Below are 17802 nucleotides of genomic sequence, written 5' to 3' on the forward strand. Positions count from 1 at the left end.
GCGTGTATGACCCCGCGCCCAGACCCCTTGACCGTCGACGTCGTCGACCTGATCGGCACCGTCGTCGTCCGCTTCCACGAGGAGTACGAGCACGCCGCGGCCGAGCACTCGCTCACCGGCGCCCAGGCCCGGCTGCTCAGCCTGCTGGCCGCGGAGCCACTGCCCATGCGCCGGCTCGCCCAGCGGCTGAAGTGCGAGCCGTCGAATGTGACCGGCATCGTGGACCGCCTGGAGTCCCGCGGTCTGGTGGAGCGCCGCCCGGACCCGGCCGACCGCCGCGTCAAGCTGGCCGCCCCGACGGCCGAGGGCACGCGGACGGCCGAACGGCTGCGGGCGTCCCTGGACTTCGCCCGCGAGCCACTGGGGCAACTGACCGTCGCCGAGCGCACCCTGCTCAAGCAGCTCCTCCAGCGGATGCTGGGCATCGATCCCGAGCCGTCGCAGAAGACAGGGGAGACGGAGAAGGCAGAGAAGGCAGAGAAGGCAGAGAAGGGGGAGAAGGCAGAGAAGGGGGAGAAGGGGGAGAAGGCTCGGTAGGAGGTGGCGGGGGCGATGTGTTCCTCCCGGTGAGCCCCTGCCGGCCGGAGGTCTCCGGTCGGCAGGGGCTCACCGGGAAGGGCTCACCGGCAGGGGATCGGGGGTGGTGGCCGCGGTCGGCGGTGCGGGAATTGGCCCAGGGTTTCTGCGGTGGAGTGTCCCAGGCGGTTGGGCCGGTGGCGTTCTAATCTGGTCGGCATGACGCTCCAGAGCAACACCCGCCACACTGTTGACTTCTACTTCGACCCCATCTGCCCGTTCGCCTGGATCTCCTCCCGCTGGATCCTGGAGGTCGAGCGCCACCGCGACCTGGATCTGCGTTTCCGGGTCATGAGCCTGTCCGTGCTCAACGAAGGCCGCGAGGACCTTCCCGAGAGGTACCGCGAGCTGCTGGACAAGGGCTGGGGCCCGGTGCGGGTGTGCATCGCGGCTGCCCAGGAGCACGGGGAGGAGGTGCTGCGGGATCTGTACACCGCGCTCGGCACCCGTATCCACAACAACGGCCGCGAGGACACCGCGGCCGTCATCGAGGAGGCGCTGGCCGAGGTCGGGCTCCCCGTCGAGCTGGCGCAGGCAGCCGGTCGGGACACGTACGACGACGCGCTGCGCAAGAGTCACCACGAGGGCATGGACCCGGTCGGCGAGGACGTCGGCACGCCGACGATCCACATCGACGGGGTCGCGTTCTTCGGCCCGGTGCTGATGGCGATCCCGCGGGGTGAGGACGCGGTGCGGGTCTTCGACGGCGCCCGGCTGCTCGCCGGTTACGACAAGTTCTTCGAGCTGAAGCGGACCCGCACCGGGGAGTTCGATTTCAGTTGAGGGGCCGGCGGGGCGGCCCGCCTGAAAGCAGCCAAGTCGAGGAGAGTTGAGGAGACCTGACCTGACCTGACCTGAGCTGAGCTGAGCTGAGGTGAGGTGAGCTGAGCCGAGGTGAGGTGAGGTGAGGTGAGCTCACCTCAGCCGGCTAGTTGAGTTGACTGGTCGTCACATCTGTTGAGTGTGGCGCTTGTTGAGCGTCCCAGAGGTGGGGGCTCCCGTTACGGAAGATGCCGGCCCGGTCGCTCCCGCACCTGCCGGCCCCGTACCTGCCGCTCCCGTCGCTCCCGCACCTGTCGCTCCCGTCCCCGCCGCTCGTGTGCCCACCGCTCGTGTGCCGGTGGCTTTCCCGGCGTCCTCCCCCGACCATCCGGCGCCGTTCCCGGCAGCGCCATCCGCCGCTGGGCCATCCGCCGCTGGGCCGTCTGCCGCTGGGCCGTCCGCCGCAGCTGGATCCCCGGGGGCGCCGTCTCCCGCAACCGCCGCTGTCCGTACGCCCCGTAGGAGGGTCACCGCCAGGACGGCGGCTGCGGCCATCACGGCGGCGGCGCACAGGACGGCGGCGTGCAGGCCGTGGGTGAAGGCCGTGCGGGCGGCGGTCAGCAGGGCCGCGCCGATCCGGCCGGGGAGGTGGGCGGCGACCGCGGTGGCGCCGGCGAGGGTTTCGCGGGCGGCGTCGGCGGCGCGGGCCGGGAGGCCGGGGGGCAGTGCGCCGCCGATGTCGCCGCGGTAGACGGCGCTGCCGATGCTGCCCAGGATCGCCATCCCCAGGGCGCCGCCCAGTTCGGTGCCGGACTCCAGGAGTGCCGAGGCGGAGCCCGCCCGCTCCGGTGGGGCGACGCCGATGGCGAGTTCGTTGCCGAGGGACATGACCATCACCAGTCCGGAGGCGTAGACGGCGGAACCGGCCAGGACCAACCACAGGGGCGAGGCCGGTTCCAACCAGGACAGCCAGATGAAGCCGCCGGCGGCGAGGGCGAAGCCGAGGGTGATGACGTACGCCCGGTCGATGCGTCGGGCGAGTGCGGCGGACAGCGGTGCCATGCCGCCGACGGCGAGGGTCGGGACCAGGTTCCACAGCGCGGCCTCCAGGGGGCTCATGCCCCGTACGGACTGGAGGTACTGGGTGAAGAACACCGCGCAGCCGACGACGGCGAACATCGCCAGCAGGTTCATCAGGATCGAGCCGCTGAAGCCGCGGTGCCGGAAGAGTTCCAGGTCGAGCATCGGGTGGCGGGCGGTGCGCTGCCGGCGGACGAACGCGAGGGCGGCGAGCAGGCCGACGACCAGGGCGGCGACCGGCGGTGCGGTCACGCCGTTGCGGGCGATCTCCTTGATGCCGTAGACGGCGGGGAGCATGGCGGCCAGGGAGAGAGCGCTGCTGGGGAGGTCGAAGCGGCCGGCCGCGGGGTTCCTGAACTCCGGGAGCAGCAGCGGGCCGCAGATCAGGAGCAGCGCCATCGCGGGGGTGTTGACCAGGAAGACCGAGCCCCACCAGAAGTGCTCCAGGAGTACCCCGCTGAGCACCGGGCCGATCGCGATGCCGCCGGTGACCGCCACCGACCAGATGGCGACCGCCTTGCCGCGCTGGGTGGCGTCGTGGAAGAGGTTCCGGATCAGGGCGAGGGTGGAGGGCATCAGGGTCGCGCCGCCGACGCCGAGCAGGGCGCGGGCGGCGATGAGCATGTCGGCGCTCTGCGCATAGGCGGCGAGTCCGGAGGCGAGGGCGAAGAGGGCGGCGCCGGTGAGCAGCAGCCGGCGGCGGCCGATGCGGTCGCCGAGCGCGCCCATGGTGATCAGCAGGCCGGCGAGGACGAATCCGTAGACGTCGAGGATCCACAGCTGCTGGATGCTGCTGGGCTCCAGTTGGGCGGTCAGGAACGGCACCGCGAAGTAGAGGACCGAGACGTCCATGGAGACGAGCAGGCAGGGCAGCAGCAGGACGGCGAGGGCGAGCCATTCGCGGCGTCCTGCCTTCGGGGCGGGTGCGTCCGGCGCCGGAGGCGTGTACGGGGTAAACGTCATGGCGGCCATGCGTAGGCAGGGGGTGTTTACGGCGCAAACGATAGGAGGGGAAGGAGAGTTGGGGGTTCGTCACACTAGTGCACTGCGGGATGGCGGGGCGGTGAGATGGGGGGGCGCTGGTAGGCTCGGGGGGCCTCAGGACCGTTGGTGCACTAGTACGGAGGTTGCCTCGTGGACCAGTCCGCTCCGCCGCCCTACCGCCGGATCGTCGAGGAGATCCGGGGCCGTATCGACGCCGGTGAACTGGCGCCGGGCGACCGGGTGCCGTCGACCCGGCGGATCACCCGGGAGTGGGGGGTCGCGATGGCGACCGCGACGAAGGTGCTGACCGCCCTGCGGCAGGAGGGAGTTGTCCGGACCGTCCCCGGCGTGGGCACGGTGGTCGCCGAACCGCAGCGGGCCGCGCGCGGTGACGCCCCGAGGGAGCGGCGGGCACGGGAGACGGACAGCGGGCTGAACCGCGAGCGAGTCGTGCGGGCCGGGCTCAAGGTCGCCGACGCGGAGGGGCTGCGGGCACTGTCGATGCGCCGGGTGGCGGCGGAGTTCGGGGTGTCCTCGATGGCGCTCTACCGCCATGTGGCCAACAAGGACGAGCTGGTGCTGCTGATGGCGGAGGCCGCGTTCGCCGGCGTACGGCTTCCGGAGCCCGCCCCGATGGGCTGGCGGGAGCGGATGGAGGCGGGCGCGCGGTTGCAGTGGGCGCTCTACCACCGGCACCCGTGGCTGGCGCAGTACCTGTCGATCAGCCGGCCGCAGCCGATGCCGCGGGCGATGGCGCTGATCGAGTGGACCATGGCGCGGGTCGAGGGGGTCGATCCGCTGACGCTGATCCACATGGCGGTGACGCTGCTGAACCATGTGCGGGCCACCGCCGCCGGGTTCGAGGACGATCTGGAGGCCGAGCAGGAGACCGGGATGGACCAGGGCCAGTGGATGGCGGCCATGGAGCCGGCGTTCGAGAGCATCGTGCGGTCCGGTGCGTACCCCATGTACGCGGGCGTCGACGGGGCCGCGGAGAACGCGGTGACGCTGGACACGATCTTCGAGTTCGGGCTGGCGCGGATGCTGGACGGGATGGGGATGCTGATCGAGCGGGGGAAGTAGGGCGGGGTGGGGGCCGGTGGGGTGCCGGGTCAGCCGAGTTCGCCGCGGAGGCGCCGGGCCCGTAGCACCAGTTCCAGTTCGAAGCGGCGGTCCGGGTCGTCGACGTCCGTGCCCCACAACTCCCTTATCTGGCGCAGCCGGTAGCGCACGGTCTGCGGGTGGACCCCGAGCCGGGCGGCGACCTCGGGGGCGCCGCCGCGGGTCTCCAGCCAGGCCAGCAGGGTCTCCGCGAGCCGCCGGCCGTGGGTGGGGCCGCACCGCTCCAGGGGGGCGAGCCGGCGGCGGGTCAGGTCCTCGATCAGCTCCTCGGGCGGCAGCAGGACCAGCGCCTCGGTGTGCTCGGTGCACTGGAGCAGTGCGCCCGTGGGCAGCAGTCCGCGCTCCATCAGGTCGACCGCGGCGGTGGCCCAGCGCAGCGACTTCGCGGCGTCGGTCAGCGGTACGGCGGGGCCGATGGCGCCCGACCAGCCGGCCGCCGCCCGGGCGAGGAGCTCCCGCCGGCCGGGGGCGTCCGGTTCCGGCACCACCATCCTGGGCCGTTCGCATTCCATGTCGAGCAGCACGCCGTCGGCCACGGCGGGCGCCACCGCGTCCCGGGCGGGACGCAGCAGCACCGCCACGGCGACCCGTTCGGGCAGCGGCCAGCCGATCCGCGCGGCGCATTCGGCGAGCAGTGCGTGGGGATGCCCCTGGTCGTGGAGGTTCCCCCTGCCCGGGAGATGCCGGGAGCCCGGTGGCGGAAGGGAGACGGGGGGAGGGTCGCCGGCGGCCGGGGCCGGCGGCCGGTGCCCGGGTGTGCCGCCGCCCGGCCCGCGGTACCGCCGGCCGATGCCGGTGCCCGGAGGTGCGCCGGCGAACAGCTGCTCCATCAGGCGGCGTTGCAGCCGGAGCCGCTCCCCCGCCTGGCGGGCGGCGGCCTCCGCGAATCCGCGGACGGATTCGGCGACCAGGCCGTCGAGGTACTCGAAGCCGGACTCGGCGAGCTCGTACATCGCGGGGGCCGGGATGGCGACCTGCTGGCCGATCTCGGCGAGCCGCCGCCAGGCGAGCCGGACGCCGAGCCGGTAGATCGCCTGGAGGACGTCCAGACTGCGGCCCTGCATGCCCTCGCCGCGGCCGAACTCCTGGAAGACGCGCGGATGGACGTGCGGGCGGTCCAGGCCGACGGTCATATGGGCCACGAAGTGCTCCAGCGACTGCCGGATCCCCACCAGTGCGCGCGGCTCCCCGAACTCATCGTGAACCAGGGGGAGTTGGGGGTACTCCCGGCGGATCTCCCGGAGGATGTCCTGGGCCAGCGCGGGCACCTCTTCCATCGCCAGCGCGGCGAACCGCCGTACCTGGTAGGGCGGCACCTCCCGCCACGCCGAGCGGACAGCGGTCACCACGGCCCGGCCCTCCCCGGTATCCCCGGCTCCCCGGCGGCGCCGGGTCCCGTCGCCGAACTCCCGCCGGCCGGCCGGCGGACGGCGGGAGTTCCACGACAGGAACCGGTCCGCGCCCTGCTCTCCTCCCCGGCCCGCCCTGCCTTCGTCAGCACGCCCGGCCCGCCTATTCGCCGGTCCGGTCGAACGTCACCAGCGGCACGTTCGGCTGCTCGGGGGCGGCCTCCAGGGCGGCGACGAGGCCCAGCGCGGCGCCGACGGCCAGGGCGGCGGCGGCCAGCGCGGTCAGTGCGGCGGCGAGCGTTCGGTGCATGGCGCGGCGATCCCTTCGTCGGCAGCCGAGACGGGAGTACGTCGGTGAGGGGGCACGGCGGGCCACACGGCACGGCACGACCCGGGCGTACGGCCCGGGCCACAGCGGCCCTCAGGGGGCGGCCTCACGGCTCAATCGACCGGCGGCGGCGACGCGTTCCCACAGCGCGGCGCCCCTTCGGTCGGGGTGCCTGCCGAGTGTGGAAGGGCATTGACGCGCTGTCAAGGGTTCGCTTACGTTCCCGCCCCATGGCGCCGCGCCGCGGCGCCGCACGTGCACCAGGGCGTGTTCCCCTCACCGCTTCCAGGAGTGCCCGTATGCGTGAATCCGGCAACCCCGCGGCGGCCACCGCCGCCCCCGGCACCCCCCGCACCGCCTCGCCGCTGTCGCTGATCCTCCTGGGCGTCGGGGTGTTCCTGCTGGTCCTGGCCCCGCTGCTGGTCCGGTACGTCACGCCGCGGGCGGCGGTCACCCCGGTCGACGTCGATGTCACCACCGTCTTCACCGGGACCGGCAGCTACTTCGACACCGGCTCGCTGACCACCAGGAACGGGCAGCGGATCACCATCACCCGGCATGTGCTGGGCGATGTCGCGGCGAGCGAGAAGAGCGGGCGGGCGGTCTGGGACGTGTCCACGACGGTCGACACCCCGCCGACGCTGGCTCTGAAGGACCCGCGCCGGGCGTTCCAGTGGACCACCGGACGCTGGGTCACCGACCGGCGCAGCAACGCCCCGGTGCACTGCTGCGGCGAGGCCCCCGGCCGCTACGACGGGGACGCCTACCTCAAGTTCCCCTTCGACGTGCAGAAGAAGACCTACCGCTGGTGGGACGACACGCTGGGCGCCGCCGTCCCGCTCCGCTTCGCCGGCACGACACGGGTGCAGGGCTACCCCGGCTACCGCTTCACCGGGACCGTGCCGGCCGCCCGGACCGGCAGCCGGCAGGTGCCCGGACGGCTGGTCGGGCGGCCGGAGCAGGGGCAGATCCAGGCCGAGGAGTGGTACGCCAACTCCGGGATCACCCTGGCCGTCGAGCCGCGCACCGGCCGGATCATCGACGCGTCGATCTCCCCTCTGAAGACGCTGCGGGCGCCCGGTTCCCGCAACGACGCGGTCACCCTGCTGCACGGCCACGACCTGGAGTTCACCCCCGCCACACAGCGCGCACAGGTCGGGCTGGCGAAGGCGGACAGCGACAAGCTGGCGCTGGTGAGCCGGACGCTGCCGGCGGGCGCCGCGGTCGCCGGCGGGGTGCTCGCGCTGGCCGGCGGACTGCTGGTCGCACGGGGCAGACGGCCGGGTGGCCGGATCTGAGCGAAGTGATGAACAGGCGGCCTGGATCGGACCGGATTTTGTCATCCCGGTGAGTAGCCGCCGCCGGGCCGTCGGCGAAAACTGTGCCTCCCACACGCTGCACGACCCGCACGACTCAGCAGGCAGTACGTCCCCCCACCGCAGGTACCGCACCCTGAGACGAGTTGGATCGCACATGCCCCAGCATGTCCCCGCCTCCCCCGCCCCGCCCGCTGCTCCCCCCGCGCCGGGCCCGCTCGCACCACCCGCACCCCCCGCCCCCCCCGCATCCCCCGCGCCGGCCGCTGCCCCGTCCGCCGGCGCACCCCCGCTCCCCCGCCGCATCGTCTTCCTGGCCCGCCGCGATATGGGCAACCCCGCCGCCGGCGGCTCCGAACTGCTGGTGCACCGGATCGCCGAAGGGCTCACCGCCTACGGCCACGACGTCACCCTGCTGTGCGGCGGGCCCGCCTCCGAACGCGGCTACCGGGTGGTGTCCGCGGGCGGCGACGCAGCCCACTTCCTGCGCGCACCACGCCAGTTGGCGCGCCGCGTCGGGGACTGCGACCTGCTGGTCGAGGTCTGCAACGGCATGCCGTACCTGGCGCCGCTGTGGCACCGCGGCCCGACGCTGTGCCTGGTCAACCACGTCCACACGGACCTGTGGGGGATGCGCTACCCGGCGCCCGCGGCCCGGCTCGGCCGCCGCCTGGAGCACTGGGCGCTGGCCGGCACCCATCGCCGCAACCTGATGGTCGCCGTCTCCGGCTCCACCGCGTCCGCACTGCACGAACTGGGCGTCGCCCCGGACCGGATCCGGCTCGTCCACAACGGCGTTGCGGAACCGGGACCGCTCGCCCCCAAGGCCCCCGAGCCGCTGTTCCTGGCCATGGGGCGGCTCGTCGAGTACAAGCGGATCGATCTGCTGATGCGGCTGTGGGAACGGGTGCGGCCGGTGACCGGCGGCCGGCTGGTGATCGTCGGCGACGGACCGGAACGGCACCGCCTGGCGGCCCAGGCCGGCCCGGACGTCACCTTCACCGGGCGGATCTCCGAACAGCGCAAACACCAACTGCTGTGCTCCGCCTGGCTGCTGCTGCACCCCTCGCTCGTCGAGGGCTGGGGCCTGGTGGTGATGGAGGCCGCCGCCCGCCGGACACCCGCCGTGGGCTTCGACATCCCCGGGCTGCGGGACTCCGTCGAGGACGGTGTCACCGGGCTGCTGGCGCGCGGCGAGAGCGCCTTCGCCGCGCACTGGTGCACCCTCGCCCTCAGCGCCCGGCGGCGGAACGCCCTCGGCCTGGCCGCGGCGCAGCGCGCCGCCCGCTTCCGATGGAGCCGGACCGTCCGCAGCTTCCGGGCGGTCGCCGCGGAGGCGTTCCTCCACACCCTGCCCGGACGGTGAGGCCCGCCGTGCGCGACCCCTCGCTGCGCAGGTCCTACGCCCTCTTCCGCGCCTTCCTGCGCGAACAGACCGAACCGGAGCACTGCTACCGGCTGCTCGCCCGCGACGCCGCCGACCAGGTCGAACGGTACGTCCCGCTGAACGGCGCGGTGGTCGCCGACGTCGGCGGCGGCAGCGGCCACTTCACCGAGGAGTTCCGCCGCCGCGGCGCCCAGGGCTACCTCTTCGAACCCGACACCGCCGAACTCACCGCCCGCGGGCACGCCCCCGAAGGAGCGGTGGTCGCCGACGGCTACCTGCTGCCGCTGGCCGACGGCGCCGCCGACGTCTGCTTCTCCTCCAACGTCCTGGAACACGTCGCCGACCCTCAGACCTTCCTCAGCGAGCTGGTCCGGGTCACCCGCCCCGGCGGCCTGATCTACGTGGCGTTCACCAACTGGCTGTCCCCCTGGGGCGGCCACGAGACCGCGCCCTGGCACTACCTGGGCGCCGAACGGGCCCGTGCGCGCTACCGGCGGCGCACCGGCAGGCCCGCCAAACACACCCTCGGCGAGAACCTCTTCGCCGTCCACATCGGCACCACCCTGCGCCAGGTACGCGCCCGGGACGACGTCGCCGTCGTCACCGCCCGCTCCCGGTACGCCCCGTTCCTCGCCGAGGCCATCCCCCGCCTCCCGGGCGTCCGCGAGATCGCCACCTGGAACCTCCTCCTCATCCTCCGGCGGTTGCCATGACCCAGACGCTGAAGATGTCCCTGTCACCGGGCACGCCGGACGCCGGAGGCAACCCGGCCACCGCCCCCGCCCCGCCACCCGGCGGGCCCCGGCGGCGCCGCCGGCTCCTCGCGTTCTGGGCCGCCGTCCTGGCGGGCTTCCTGGCCCCCGCCCCCGGCAGGATGACCTTCGAGACCAAACTCGGGGTGACCACCGACCCCTGGGCGTTCCTCGGCGACCTCGGCCAACTCTGGCACGACCGCGCCGGGTTCGGCGGCATCGCCGACCAGTACTTCGGCTACGCCTTCCCCACCCTCCCGTATTACGGCCTGACCCACCTCGTCCACCTGCCCATCTGGATCGCCGAGCGGCTGTGGATGTCGCTGATCGTCACCGCCGCGTTCTGGGGCGCGTTACGCCTCGCCGAACGGCTCCGCTTCGGCACCCCGCTACCGCTGAGTGGGGGTGCCCCCAGAGGTAGCTGGGGGAGTGCCCCCACCCTCGCCGCCGCCTGCTACGCCCTGTGGCCCACCTTCACCCTCGTCATCGGCTCCACCTCGGCCGCCGCCCTGCCCGGCGCACTGCTGCCCTGGGTCCTGCTGCCGCTCACCGACCCGCGCACCGGCGCCCGGATCGCGGCCACCCGCTCGGCACTGCTGATCCCCTTCATGGGTGGCGTCAACGCCGCCTCCACCCTCGCCTCCCTGCTGCCCGCCCTGCTGTACCTGCTCTCCCGGACCGGGCGGCGCCGCCGCGCACTGCTCGCCTGGTGGCTGCCCGGCGTCGTGCTGGCCACCGCCTGGTGGGTGGTCCCGCTGCTCCTGCTCGGCATCCACGGCGAGAACTTCATGCCGTTCATCGAACAGGCCGACACCACCACCGGCACCATGTCCGCCACCGAGATGCTGCGCGGCGCCGGCAACTGGGTCGGCTACCTCAACTTCGGCAAACCCTGGCTGCCCGCCGGCTGGACCCTGACCGCCAACGCCCTCGCCGTCCTCGGCTCCGCACTCGCCGCCGCACTCGGCCTCGCCGGCCTGGCCCGCCGCAACCTGCCCGAACGGCGCTGGCTGCTGCTCACCACCCTGACCGTCGCCCTGATCGCCCTCGCCGGCTACGGCGGGGCGCTCGGCGGCCCCGTCCACGGCGTCTGGCAGGACTGGCTGAACGGCTGGCTCCGCCCGTTCCGCAACATCTACAAATTCACCCCCGGCCTCGCCCTCGCGCTCGCCCTGGGCCTCGCCCACCTGCTGGGCAGCGCCCGGCGGCCCGGCCCCGAACGCCACCGCGCCCGCGGACTCCCCGGCCGCCGCATCCTCCCCGCCGCCGTCGCACTGCTCGTCCTGCCCGCGCTCGCCCTGCCGTACCTGAACGGCACGGTCCTCCAGCCCGGCGCCTTCACCCAACTGCCCGCCTACTGGCGGCAGACCGCCGGCTGGCTGGCCGCCCACACCCCGCACAGCCGCGCCCTGGTCGTCCCCGCCACCGCCCACGGCATCTACACCTGGGGCTCCCCCATCGACGAACCCCTCGACGTCCTCGCCCGCTCCCCCTGGGCACAGCGCGACTTCGTCCCCTTCGGCACCCCCGGCTCCCGCCGCGCCCTGGACGCCGTCGAACAGGCCCTCCTCACCGGCGCCGAAGTCCCCGGCCTGCGCGACTACTTGGACCGCGCCGGCATCCACGACGTCGTCGTACGCAACGACCTCGACCCCGACCAGATCGGCTACGTCCCCCCGCGGACCGTCACCCGCACCCTGGAGGCGTCCGGCTACCGCAAGGTCGCCGCGTTCGGCCCGCTGACGACCAGCGGCCGGATCCCCGCCGAGGCCCCCGTCCAGATCCAGGGCCTCTACCCGCGCCAGCGCTCCGTCGAGATCTACCGGCCCCAGGGCATCCCCGAACCCGGCCCGGTCACCGCCAAAGCCGTCGCCGGCACCGCACAGCTCAGCGGCGGCCCCGAATCCCTGCTCCAGCTGTCCGCCGACCCCACCCTCCGCGACCGGCCCACCGTCCTCACCGGCGACCGCCACCCCGGGCTCGGCACCCCGCCGCTCCAACTGACCGCCGACGGCCTGCGCCGCGCCGACACCCGCTTCGGCCTCGTCAACAGCAACACCTCGTACACGTACACCGCCGACGAGCGCAACCACCCCGACAGCGTCCAGGACCCCGGCCGCCCGCCCCGGCAGATCCTGCCCACCACCGGCATCGAGCACCAGACCACCGCCGTCCTCCGCGGCGCCGCCTCCGTCACCGCCTCCACCAGCGGCAACTGGCTCTTCCACCTGCCCCAGTACGACCCGGTCAACGCCTTCGACGGCAACCCGGACACCGCCTGGGCCGAAGGCAGCGCCGGCAACCCCGTGGGCCAGTGGATCCGCATCGCCTTCACCCAGCCCACCGACATCCCCACCACCCTCTCCGTCACCCCCCTCCCCGGCGACGGCCTGCGCGCCGCCCCCACCTCCGTACGCATCCAGACCGACCGCGGCAGCGCCGACAGCCCGCTCCGCCCCGACGGCACCCGCCAGCAGATCGCCGCCCCACCCGGGAAGGCGACCTGGCTCAAACTCACCATCCTCGGCTCGCAGACCCCGCGCGCCGGACTCTCCGGCGCCGGCTTCTCCGAGATCTCCATCCCCGGCGTCCAGGTCACCCGGCTCCTCCAACTCCCCACCGACGCCACCGCATCCGACTCCCCCTCACAGACCGTGTCCCTCCACCGGGGAAGCGACCCCGGCGGCCTGTCCCCCGTCTCCGCCGAGGTCGGACTCCACCGCCAGTTCCTCACCGACCGCAGCTCCTCGTACACCGTCACCGGCAAGGCACTGGCCGTCCCCGGCCCCGAACTCGACCACCTGCTGGACCGCATCGCCCCCGACCAGAAGGACCGCATCACCGCCACCGCCGACTCCACCAGCTTCGGCTTCGGGCAGTCCCTCAGTCCCCGCAACCTCGTCGACGGCGACCTGACCACCGCCTGGATCGCCGGCGACAGACCCACCGTCCACCTGCGCTGGCCCGGCAAGAAAATAATCGACCAGATCGTGCTGGCCGCGGCCGGCGGCATCTCCACCCGCCCCGAACAGATCCTGATCAACTCCCCCTACGGGGCGGCCACCGCGGGCGTCGACGAGAACGGCCAGGCCCGCTTCGACCCGATCACCACCGACCGCCTCGACATCACCATCAGCAAGGTCAAGGAACTCACCCTCAACAACCCCGTCGCCGGCCAACCCCTGCAACTCCCGGTCGGTCTCAGCGAGATCTACATCCCCGCCCTCGACTCCTACCGCACCCCGCGCCCCGACCCCGGCAAACGCTTCTCCCTCGCCTGCGGCCAGGGCCCGATGCTCGCCGTCGACGGCACCCTGCACGCCACCAAGGCCAGCGGCTACGTCCGCGACCTCACCGATCGCCGCCCCATCACCGTCCGACTCTGCGCCGACGAGGCCCCCGACGGCCGTCTCCTCCTCCCCTCGGGCCGCCACCGCGTGGAGGCCGGCGACCAGGGCCCCCTGGCCCTGACGGACGTGGTGCTGGAGCGAGGGAAGGCCGGTACGGCGATCAAGGGGAGTACGGCCGGGACCGGGGACCGGGCCGCGGACTCGGCTCAGGCCGGGGACAGGGCCGGGGCCGGAGCCGGGGGATCCGCGGACGGAAGCTCCGCCGGTTCCCCGGCGGACCCCTCGTCCGCCACCGATCCCGCACGTCCGGTCACCGCCAAGAAGTGGACGGGAGACCACCGCACCGTCACCATCGGCTCCGGCCAGGCCGCCTACCTCCAGATGCACGAGAACGCCAACGACGGCTGGCACGCCACCCTCAACGGCCACGACCTGACCCCGCTCCGCCTGGACGGCTGGCAGCAGGCGTTCCTCGTCCCGGCCGGCGCCGGCGGCACCGTCGAACTCACCTACGCCCCGGCCACCCTCTACGACCTGGGCCTCATCGGCGGCGCGCTGGGCGTCGCCCTGCTCATCGCCGCCGCCCTCATCCGCCGCACCCCGCACACCCCACCGCCCGCCCCGCAACCACCGCACGACCCCTCCTGGGTCCTGGGTGCCCTCGCCCTGACCGCGGTGGTCGCCATGGCGGCCGGCCCGTACGCGGTGATCGTGCCGCTCCTGGCCCTGGCGGCTCGCTACCGGCCACACGTGCTGACACCCCTCGCCTTCGTGGCCATGCTCGGCGCCGGCATCACCGCGGCCCTCGGCGCCGGCCACCCCGTCGCCGAACACACCGGAGCCTTCAGCACCACCGCCCAGGCCCTCGCCCTGCTCGCCCTGACAGCAGCCGTGGTAACGGTCCCGACCCCGTCAACCGCCTCGCACACACCCAGGCCACCAGTCGGGCCCGCCGGCACTGCGCCCGCCGCACCGTCTGCACCGTCTGCTCCGTCCGATCTGCCAGCGCCGTCTGCGCCGTCTGCACGGTCTGCACCATCAACGGTTCGTCCGCCGCTGCCGCGACGTGAGCGGGGCGGAGAGGCGAGGACGGATGGGGACGTGGATGGGGATGGGGACGTGGGTGCGGGTGCCGATGGGTGGGCGGGGGCGCCCGACGGCAGCCCTGACGGCCAATTGCCCGGCACATCAAGCGAGTTGGGTGAGTTGGGAGAGTTGGGCGGATCAGGTGGGTTGGGCAGGTTGGCCGGATGGGGCGGCCTGAGCGGACCGAGTGGATCGGGCGCGGCAGCGAACGGTGGCCCCGGAAGCGCTCCGGGAGCCGCCGCACAGACCGGCGGGCCAGTCGACCGGCCGACCCACGCATCCTCGACTGGCCCGTCCCCCCGCCCCTCTCCACGTCCACCTGCTACGGCTGCTGCCAGTCCTGACGGTCCCTCAACCACCTCCCCTACGGGTCCGCCCGCCGGCCCGACCGCCCGCGCCGGGCGTCCGATCTCGGCCCGCGGGCGAACTCCCGGCGCCGGCCCCTCCTGGGCCGCCCCGTACCAGCGCCCCGCCCCGGGGCCTGACTCCGCCCCGTCCCCCGGCCCGAACCCGGCGCCCGGCCCCACCCCCGGGCCCGGCAACACGAACCGGAACGGAACCACGAACCGGAAGGGCACCACGAACCGCAAATGGAACCGGAGCGGAAATGCGAACGGGAACGCGCATCGCAACGCGAGCGCCAACGGCAAGGCGGACCGGAACGGGAACGCGAGCACAAACAGGAAAAACGGGGACAGGAGCCGGAACGGGGACCGGAACGGGGACCGGAACAGAAGCCGGAACAGGAACGGGGACAGGAACGGGCCGGGTCGTCCGACAGACCCCGCACGACCGGCCGACAACGGGGAGGACACCGCCCGATGACCGCACTGCAACCGGCCCCGCACGACCCACCCAGCGCCCTGCCCGACGACCCCGGCTGCGCCCCGTCCGACGTCACACACAACGACCCGCCCGGTGAGCCGTCCAGCAGTCCCTCCGCCTCGCCCTCCGAGCCCCCGCACGCCCCGCTCCGTACCCCCGCCGGGCTCTCCCCCGCCCCCGGCCTTCCCACCCCCCAACCCGCCATCGCCCATGTCCCCTTCCCCGTGGTCGACGAGATCTCCCGGCACTGCCTGGCCGACGGCGAACCGGAGACCGTACACATCGAGGTGCATCTCCCCGGCCGGATCGATCACGGCCGGCTGCGTACCGCGTTCCACCAGGCGCTCGCCCGGCATCCCCGCATCCTCATGCGCCAGGCCCCGGCCCGCTGGTGGCACCGCCACTACACCTGGCAGCTCACCGCCACCCCCGACGTCGACCCGGTCGCCTTCCCCCCTCCGGACCCCGACGCCCTCGAACACGCCCGGGCACGCGCCCTGGCCCACTGCCCGCCCCTGCACCTCTCGCCGCCCGTACGCCTGGAGGTCGTCGAGCACACCGCACAACCGGGCGCGACGGCCGGCACCGTGCTGCTCCTCACCATCAACCACACCGCGCTGGACGGCCCGGCCTGCCTCCGCGTACTCGCCACCACCGCCGAGCTGTACGGCGGCGCCGACAACTCCCCCGCCCCACCCCCCGTACGCACACCCGGCCCCACTACACACCACCCCACCCCCGACGACGACATACCGCCGCCCCCAGGCCCCACCCACCCCCTGACCCGCCCCGCCCGCATAACCCCCGACCACACCAACACCACCAGCACCAGCACCAGCACCGACACCGACACCGACAATGGCAATGGCAATGGCAATGGCAATGGCAATGGCTATGGCGCCAACGGCGGCACCGTTAACGGCACCAGCAACGGCATGCTGCTCATCGAACTCCCCGTCCCGGCCCGTCCGCCACGCACCGCCGACGGCCCGCCCGACGCCCCGCCCCCGTACACGGTCAACGACCAACTCCTGGTCGCCACCCACCTGATGACGGCCCGCTGGAACCGGCTGCACGGCCGCCGCACCGCCCCGGTCGTCGTCACCATGCCCGTCGACGACCGGCCACGCGGTACCGATATGCCCATCGGCAACGGCACCAGACTGGTCTCCGTCGGCTTCGGACCGGACGCCGGACACCGCGACACCGGACACCGGGACGCCGGACACGGGAACGCCGGACACCGGGACGCCGCGCTCCTCACCGCCGACCCGCCCGACCCGGCCGCGGTGTCCCGCCTGCTGCGCCATACGGCCGCCCGTACCCGCGCCCTGAAGTCCGCACCCGGCTCCCAACTAGGGCTGTCGGGCACCATTTTGACCACCCCCGCACTCCCCGTCGGCCTACGCGGCGCCCTCACCCGCACACTCCGCTCCGCCGCCGCCCCCTGGACGTCGACCACGCTCCTCTCCAACATCGGCCGCATCCCCTACCCACTGGACTTCGGCGACGCCGGCCGGGCAACCGCCGTATGGTTCTCCGCCCCCGCCCGTATGCCCCGTGGACTGACCGTCACCACCGTCTCGGTCGGCAACCGGATCCAACTGGCGCTGCGCTGGTCCCACGCCCTCCTCGACACTCCGGCCGCCACCCGCCTGGCCGCCCTCTTCCGTTCCTCCCTCGCCGCCACTGCCTGGCCCACGCCCCCCACTCCCGCACCGCCCCCGACCGCGCCCGAAGGAGGCGCCCGATGACCCCGCCACCCCCCACCACCCGCACCGCCCCCTCCACCCCCTCCGCTCCGACCACCTCCCATCCCCCCTCCGGACTGCGGGACTTCTACGAGAACCCCTCCGTCCCGGTCGCCTCCGGCGACGCCCGGAGCCGACGGCAGGCGCTGCTACTGGCGCGCGCCCTGGGCCCCGTACGAGCGGGGCAGCCACCCGCCACCGTCCTGGACATCGGCTGCGGCGACGGCACCGCAGCCGCCACCGCGGCGGCGCCCCTCGCCGGCCACCGCATCATCGGCGTCGACTGGTCCCAGGACGCGCTCCGCCGCGCCGCGACCCGCATTCCCACCGTCGTACGCGGCGAACTCACCGACGGAGGGCTTCCGTTCGCGACCGGGTCCGCCGACGCCGTGCTCTTCAGCGAGGTCATCGAGCACCTCGTCGACCCCGACGCCGCCCTGGACGAACTCCGCCGAGTACTCCGCCCGGGCGGGCACCTGATGCTCTCCACCCCCAACCTCGCCGCCTGGTTCAACCGCGGCCTCCTCCTCGCCGGCGTCCAGCCCGTCTTCTCGGAGGTGAGCCTGCGCGCGATCCACGGCCGCCCCGGCACCCAGGTCGTCGGCCACCTCCGCCTCTACACCGCCCGCGCGCTACGCGGCTTCCTCACCGCCTCCGGCTTCGACGTCATACGCATCGCGGGCGCCCCCTACCACGATGTCCCGCGCCCCCTACGCCCGTTGGACCGCGCCGCCTGCCACATCCCACCCCTCGCCTCCATCCTCCTCGCCCACGCCCGCCGAGCCCCCGCACCCTCACCCTCGCCACGCAAAGTGAGATAGCCTGGGAACCGATTACTCTCCGTAATCGTTGCCGGAGTAAGAGGAGGCCCCACAAGGCAAGGCCACAACCCGCGATCCCCCCCAAAGCACAGAGCCAGAAACCCCAAACCCAAACCCCCAAGACACAGGCTCCCAAGCCCCGGCCCCCGGCCCCCGGCCCCCGGCCCCCGGCCCCCGACAGCCAAGGCACAGCGCACCCAACGCACGCAGGGGCACAGCCAACAGGCCCCACAGGCCCCAAGCCCCCGGGCCGAAGGCCCAGCAGGCGAACGCACCAGGCCCAACGCGCCAAGCGCAGCACACACCGCACGTG

The 17802-nt window shown here is 73.7% G+C and carries 12 protein-coding genes; 9 read left to right on the forward strand and 3 right to left on the reverse strand.

What is annotated here, in order from left to right:
- Positions 1-6 precede the first annotated feature (6 nt).
- Both IEZ17_RS10995 and IEZ17_RS11000 read left to right on the forward strand, forming a co-directional pair.
- Positions 7-537 (forward strand): MarR family winged helix-turn-helix transcriptional regulator, encoded by a 531-nt coding sequence (locus IEZ17_RS10995; RefSeq protein ID WP_189298989.1) that lies wholly within the window; start codon positions 7-9, stop codon positions 535-537.
- A gap of 198 nt (positions 538-735) precedes the next feature.
- The gene (locus tag IEZ17_RS11000; protein WP_189298991.1) at positions 736-1359 is read left to right on the forward strand and encodes a mycothiol-dependent nitroreductase Rv2466c family protein; all 624 of its coding nucleotides are present in this window, start codon (positions 736-738) and stop codon (positions 1357-1359) included.
- Positions 1360-1524: 165 nt separating this feature from the next.
- Here the strand turns inward: IEZ17_RS11000 and IEZ17_RS11005 are convergent, their stop codons facing one another.
- Positions 1525-3381: an MFS transporter gene (locus IEZ17_RS11005; protein WP_229852146.1), complete on the reverse strand. Its 1857-nt coding sequence runs from the start codon at positions 3379-3381 to the stop codon at positions 1525-1527.
- A gap of 171 nt (positions 3382-3552) precedes the next feature.
- Between IEZ17_RS11005 and IEZ17_RS11010 the strand changes: the two genes are divergently transcribed.
- Complete coding sequence (locus tag IEZ17_RS11010) at positions 3553-4485, forward strand: TetR/AcrR family transcriptional regulator C-terminal domain-containing protein (protein WP_189298993.1); 933 nt, start codon at positions 3553-3555, stop codon at positions 4483-4485.
- 29 nt (positions 4486-4514) lie between these two features.
- On the opposite strand, the gene IEZ17_RS11015 is transcribed toward IEZ17_RS11010, so the two are convergent.
- Together IEZ17_RS11015 and IEZ17_RS11020 are read right to left on the reverse strand one after the other, a co-directional pair.
- Entirely contained in the window at positions 4515-5873 is a 1359-nt protein-coding gene (locus IEZ17_RS11015; RefSeq protein WP_189298994.1) for a PucR family transcriptional regulator, read from the reverse strand.
- Between the two features lie 163 nt (positions 5874-6036).
- The gene (locus IEZ17_RS11020) at positions 6037-6183 is read right to left on the reverse strand and encodes a hypothetical protein (protein WP_189298995.1); all 147 of its coding nucleotides are present in this window, start codon (positions 6181-6183) and stop codon (positions 6037-6039) included.
- 317 nt (positions 6184-6500) lie between these two features.
- Here IEZ17_RS11020 and pgfA point away from each other — a divergent pair, with 317 nt between their 5' ends.
- The 6 genes from pgfA (at position 6501) to IEZ17_RS11050 (ending at position 17489) form a co-directional block, all read left to right on the forward strand.
- A complete protein-coding gene (gene pgfA, locus IEZ17_RS11025) occupies positions 6501-7499 on the forward strand; it encodes a cell envelope lipid trafficking protein PgfA (RefSeq protein WP_189298996.1) in 999 nt (332 codons plus the stop codon).
- 175 nt (positions 7500-7674) lie between these two features.
- Complete coding sequence (locus tag IEZ17_RS11030) at positions 7675-8883, forward strand: glycosyltransferase family 4 protein (RefSeq protein ID WP_189298997.1); 1209 nt, start codon at positions 7675-7677, stop codon at positions 8881-8883.
- 8 nt (positions 8884-8891) lie between these two features.
- Positions 8892-9617: a class I SAM-dependent methyltransferase gene (locus IEZ17_RS11035; RefSeq protein WP_189298998.1), complete on the forward strand. Its 726-nt coding sequence runs from the start codon at positions 8892-8894 to the stop codon at positions 9615-9617.
- On the forward strand, positions 9614-14917 hold the full coding sequence (locus IEZ17_RS11040; protein ID WP_229852147.1) for an alpha-(1->3)-arabinofuranosyltransferase domain-containing protein: 5304 nt from the start codon (positions 9614-9616) through the stop codon (positions 14915-14917). The genes IEZ17_RS11035 and IEZ17_RS11040 overlap by 4 nt, the downstream gene beginning before the upstream one ends.
- Positions 14914-16671: a condensation protein gene (locus IEZ17_RS11045; protein ID WP_189298999.1), complete on the forward strand. Its 1758-nt coding sequence runs from the start codon at positions 14914-14916 to the stop codon at positions 16669-16671. The genes IEZ17_RS11040 and IEZ17_RS11045 overlap by 4 nt, the downstream gene beginning before the upstream one ends.
- Positions 16668-17489 (forward strand): class I SAM-dependent methyltransferase, encoded by an 822-nt coding sequence (locus tag IEZ17_RS11050; RefSeq protein WP_189299000.1) that lies wholly within the window; start codon positions 16668-16670, stop codon positions 17487-17489. Before IEZ17_RS11045 ends, IEZ17_RS11050 begins: the two co-directional genes overlap by 4 nt.
- Positions 17490-17802 lie beyond the last annotated feature (313 nt).

The organism is Streptomyces albospinus (assembly GCF_014648695.1).
Classification (GTDB): domain Bacteria; phylum Actinomycetota; class Actinomycetes; order Streptomycetales; family Streptomycetaceae; genus Streptomyces; species Streptomyces albospinus.

Coding starts and splice junctions, on each gene's coding strand:
- IEZ17_RS10995 (WP_189298989.1), top strand. CDS start 7: ATGACCCCGCGCCCAGACCCCTTGACCGTCGACGTCGTCGACCTGATC.
- IEZ17_RS11000 (WP_189298991.1), top strand. CDS start 736: ATGACGCTCCAGAGCAACACCCGCCACACTGTTGACTTCTACTTCGAC.
- IEZ17_RS11005 (WP_229852146.1), bottom strand. CDS start 3,381: ATGACGTTTACCCCGTACACGCCTCCGGCGCCGGACGCACCCGCCCCG.
- IEZ17_RS11020 (WP_189298995.1), bottom strand. CDS start 6,183: ATGCACCGAACGCTCGCCGCCGCACTGACCGCGCTGGCCGCCGCCGCC.
- pgfA (WP_189298996.1), top strand. CDS start 6,501: ATGCGTGAATCCGGCAACCCCGCGGCGGCCACCGCCGCCCCCGGCACC.
- IEZ17_RS11030 (WP_189298997.1), top strand. CDS start 7,675: ATGCCCCAGCATGTCCCCGCCTCCCCCGCCCCGCCCGCTGCTCCCCCC.
- IEZ17_RS11040 (WP_229852147.1), top strand. CDS start 9,614: ATGACCCAGACGCTGAAGATGTCCCTGTCACCGGGCACGCCGGACGCC.
- IEZ17_RS11045 (WP_189298999.1), top strand. CDS start 14,914: ATGACCGCACTGCAACCGGCCCCGCACGACCCACCCAGCGCCCTGCCC.
- IEZ17_RS11050 (WP_189299000.1), top strand. CDS start 16,668: ATGACCCCGCCACCCCCCACCACCCGCACCGCCCCCTCCACCCCCTCC.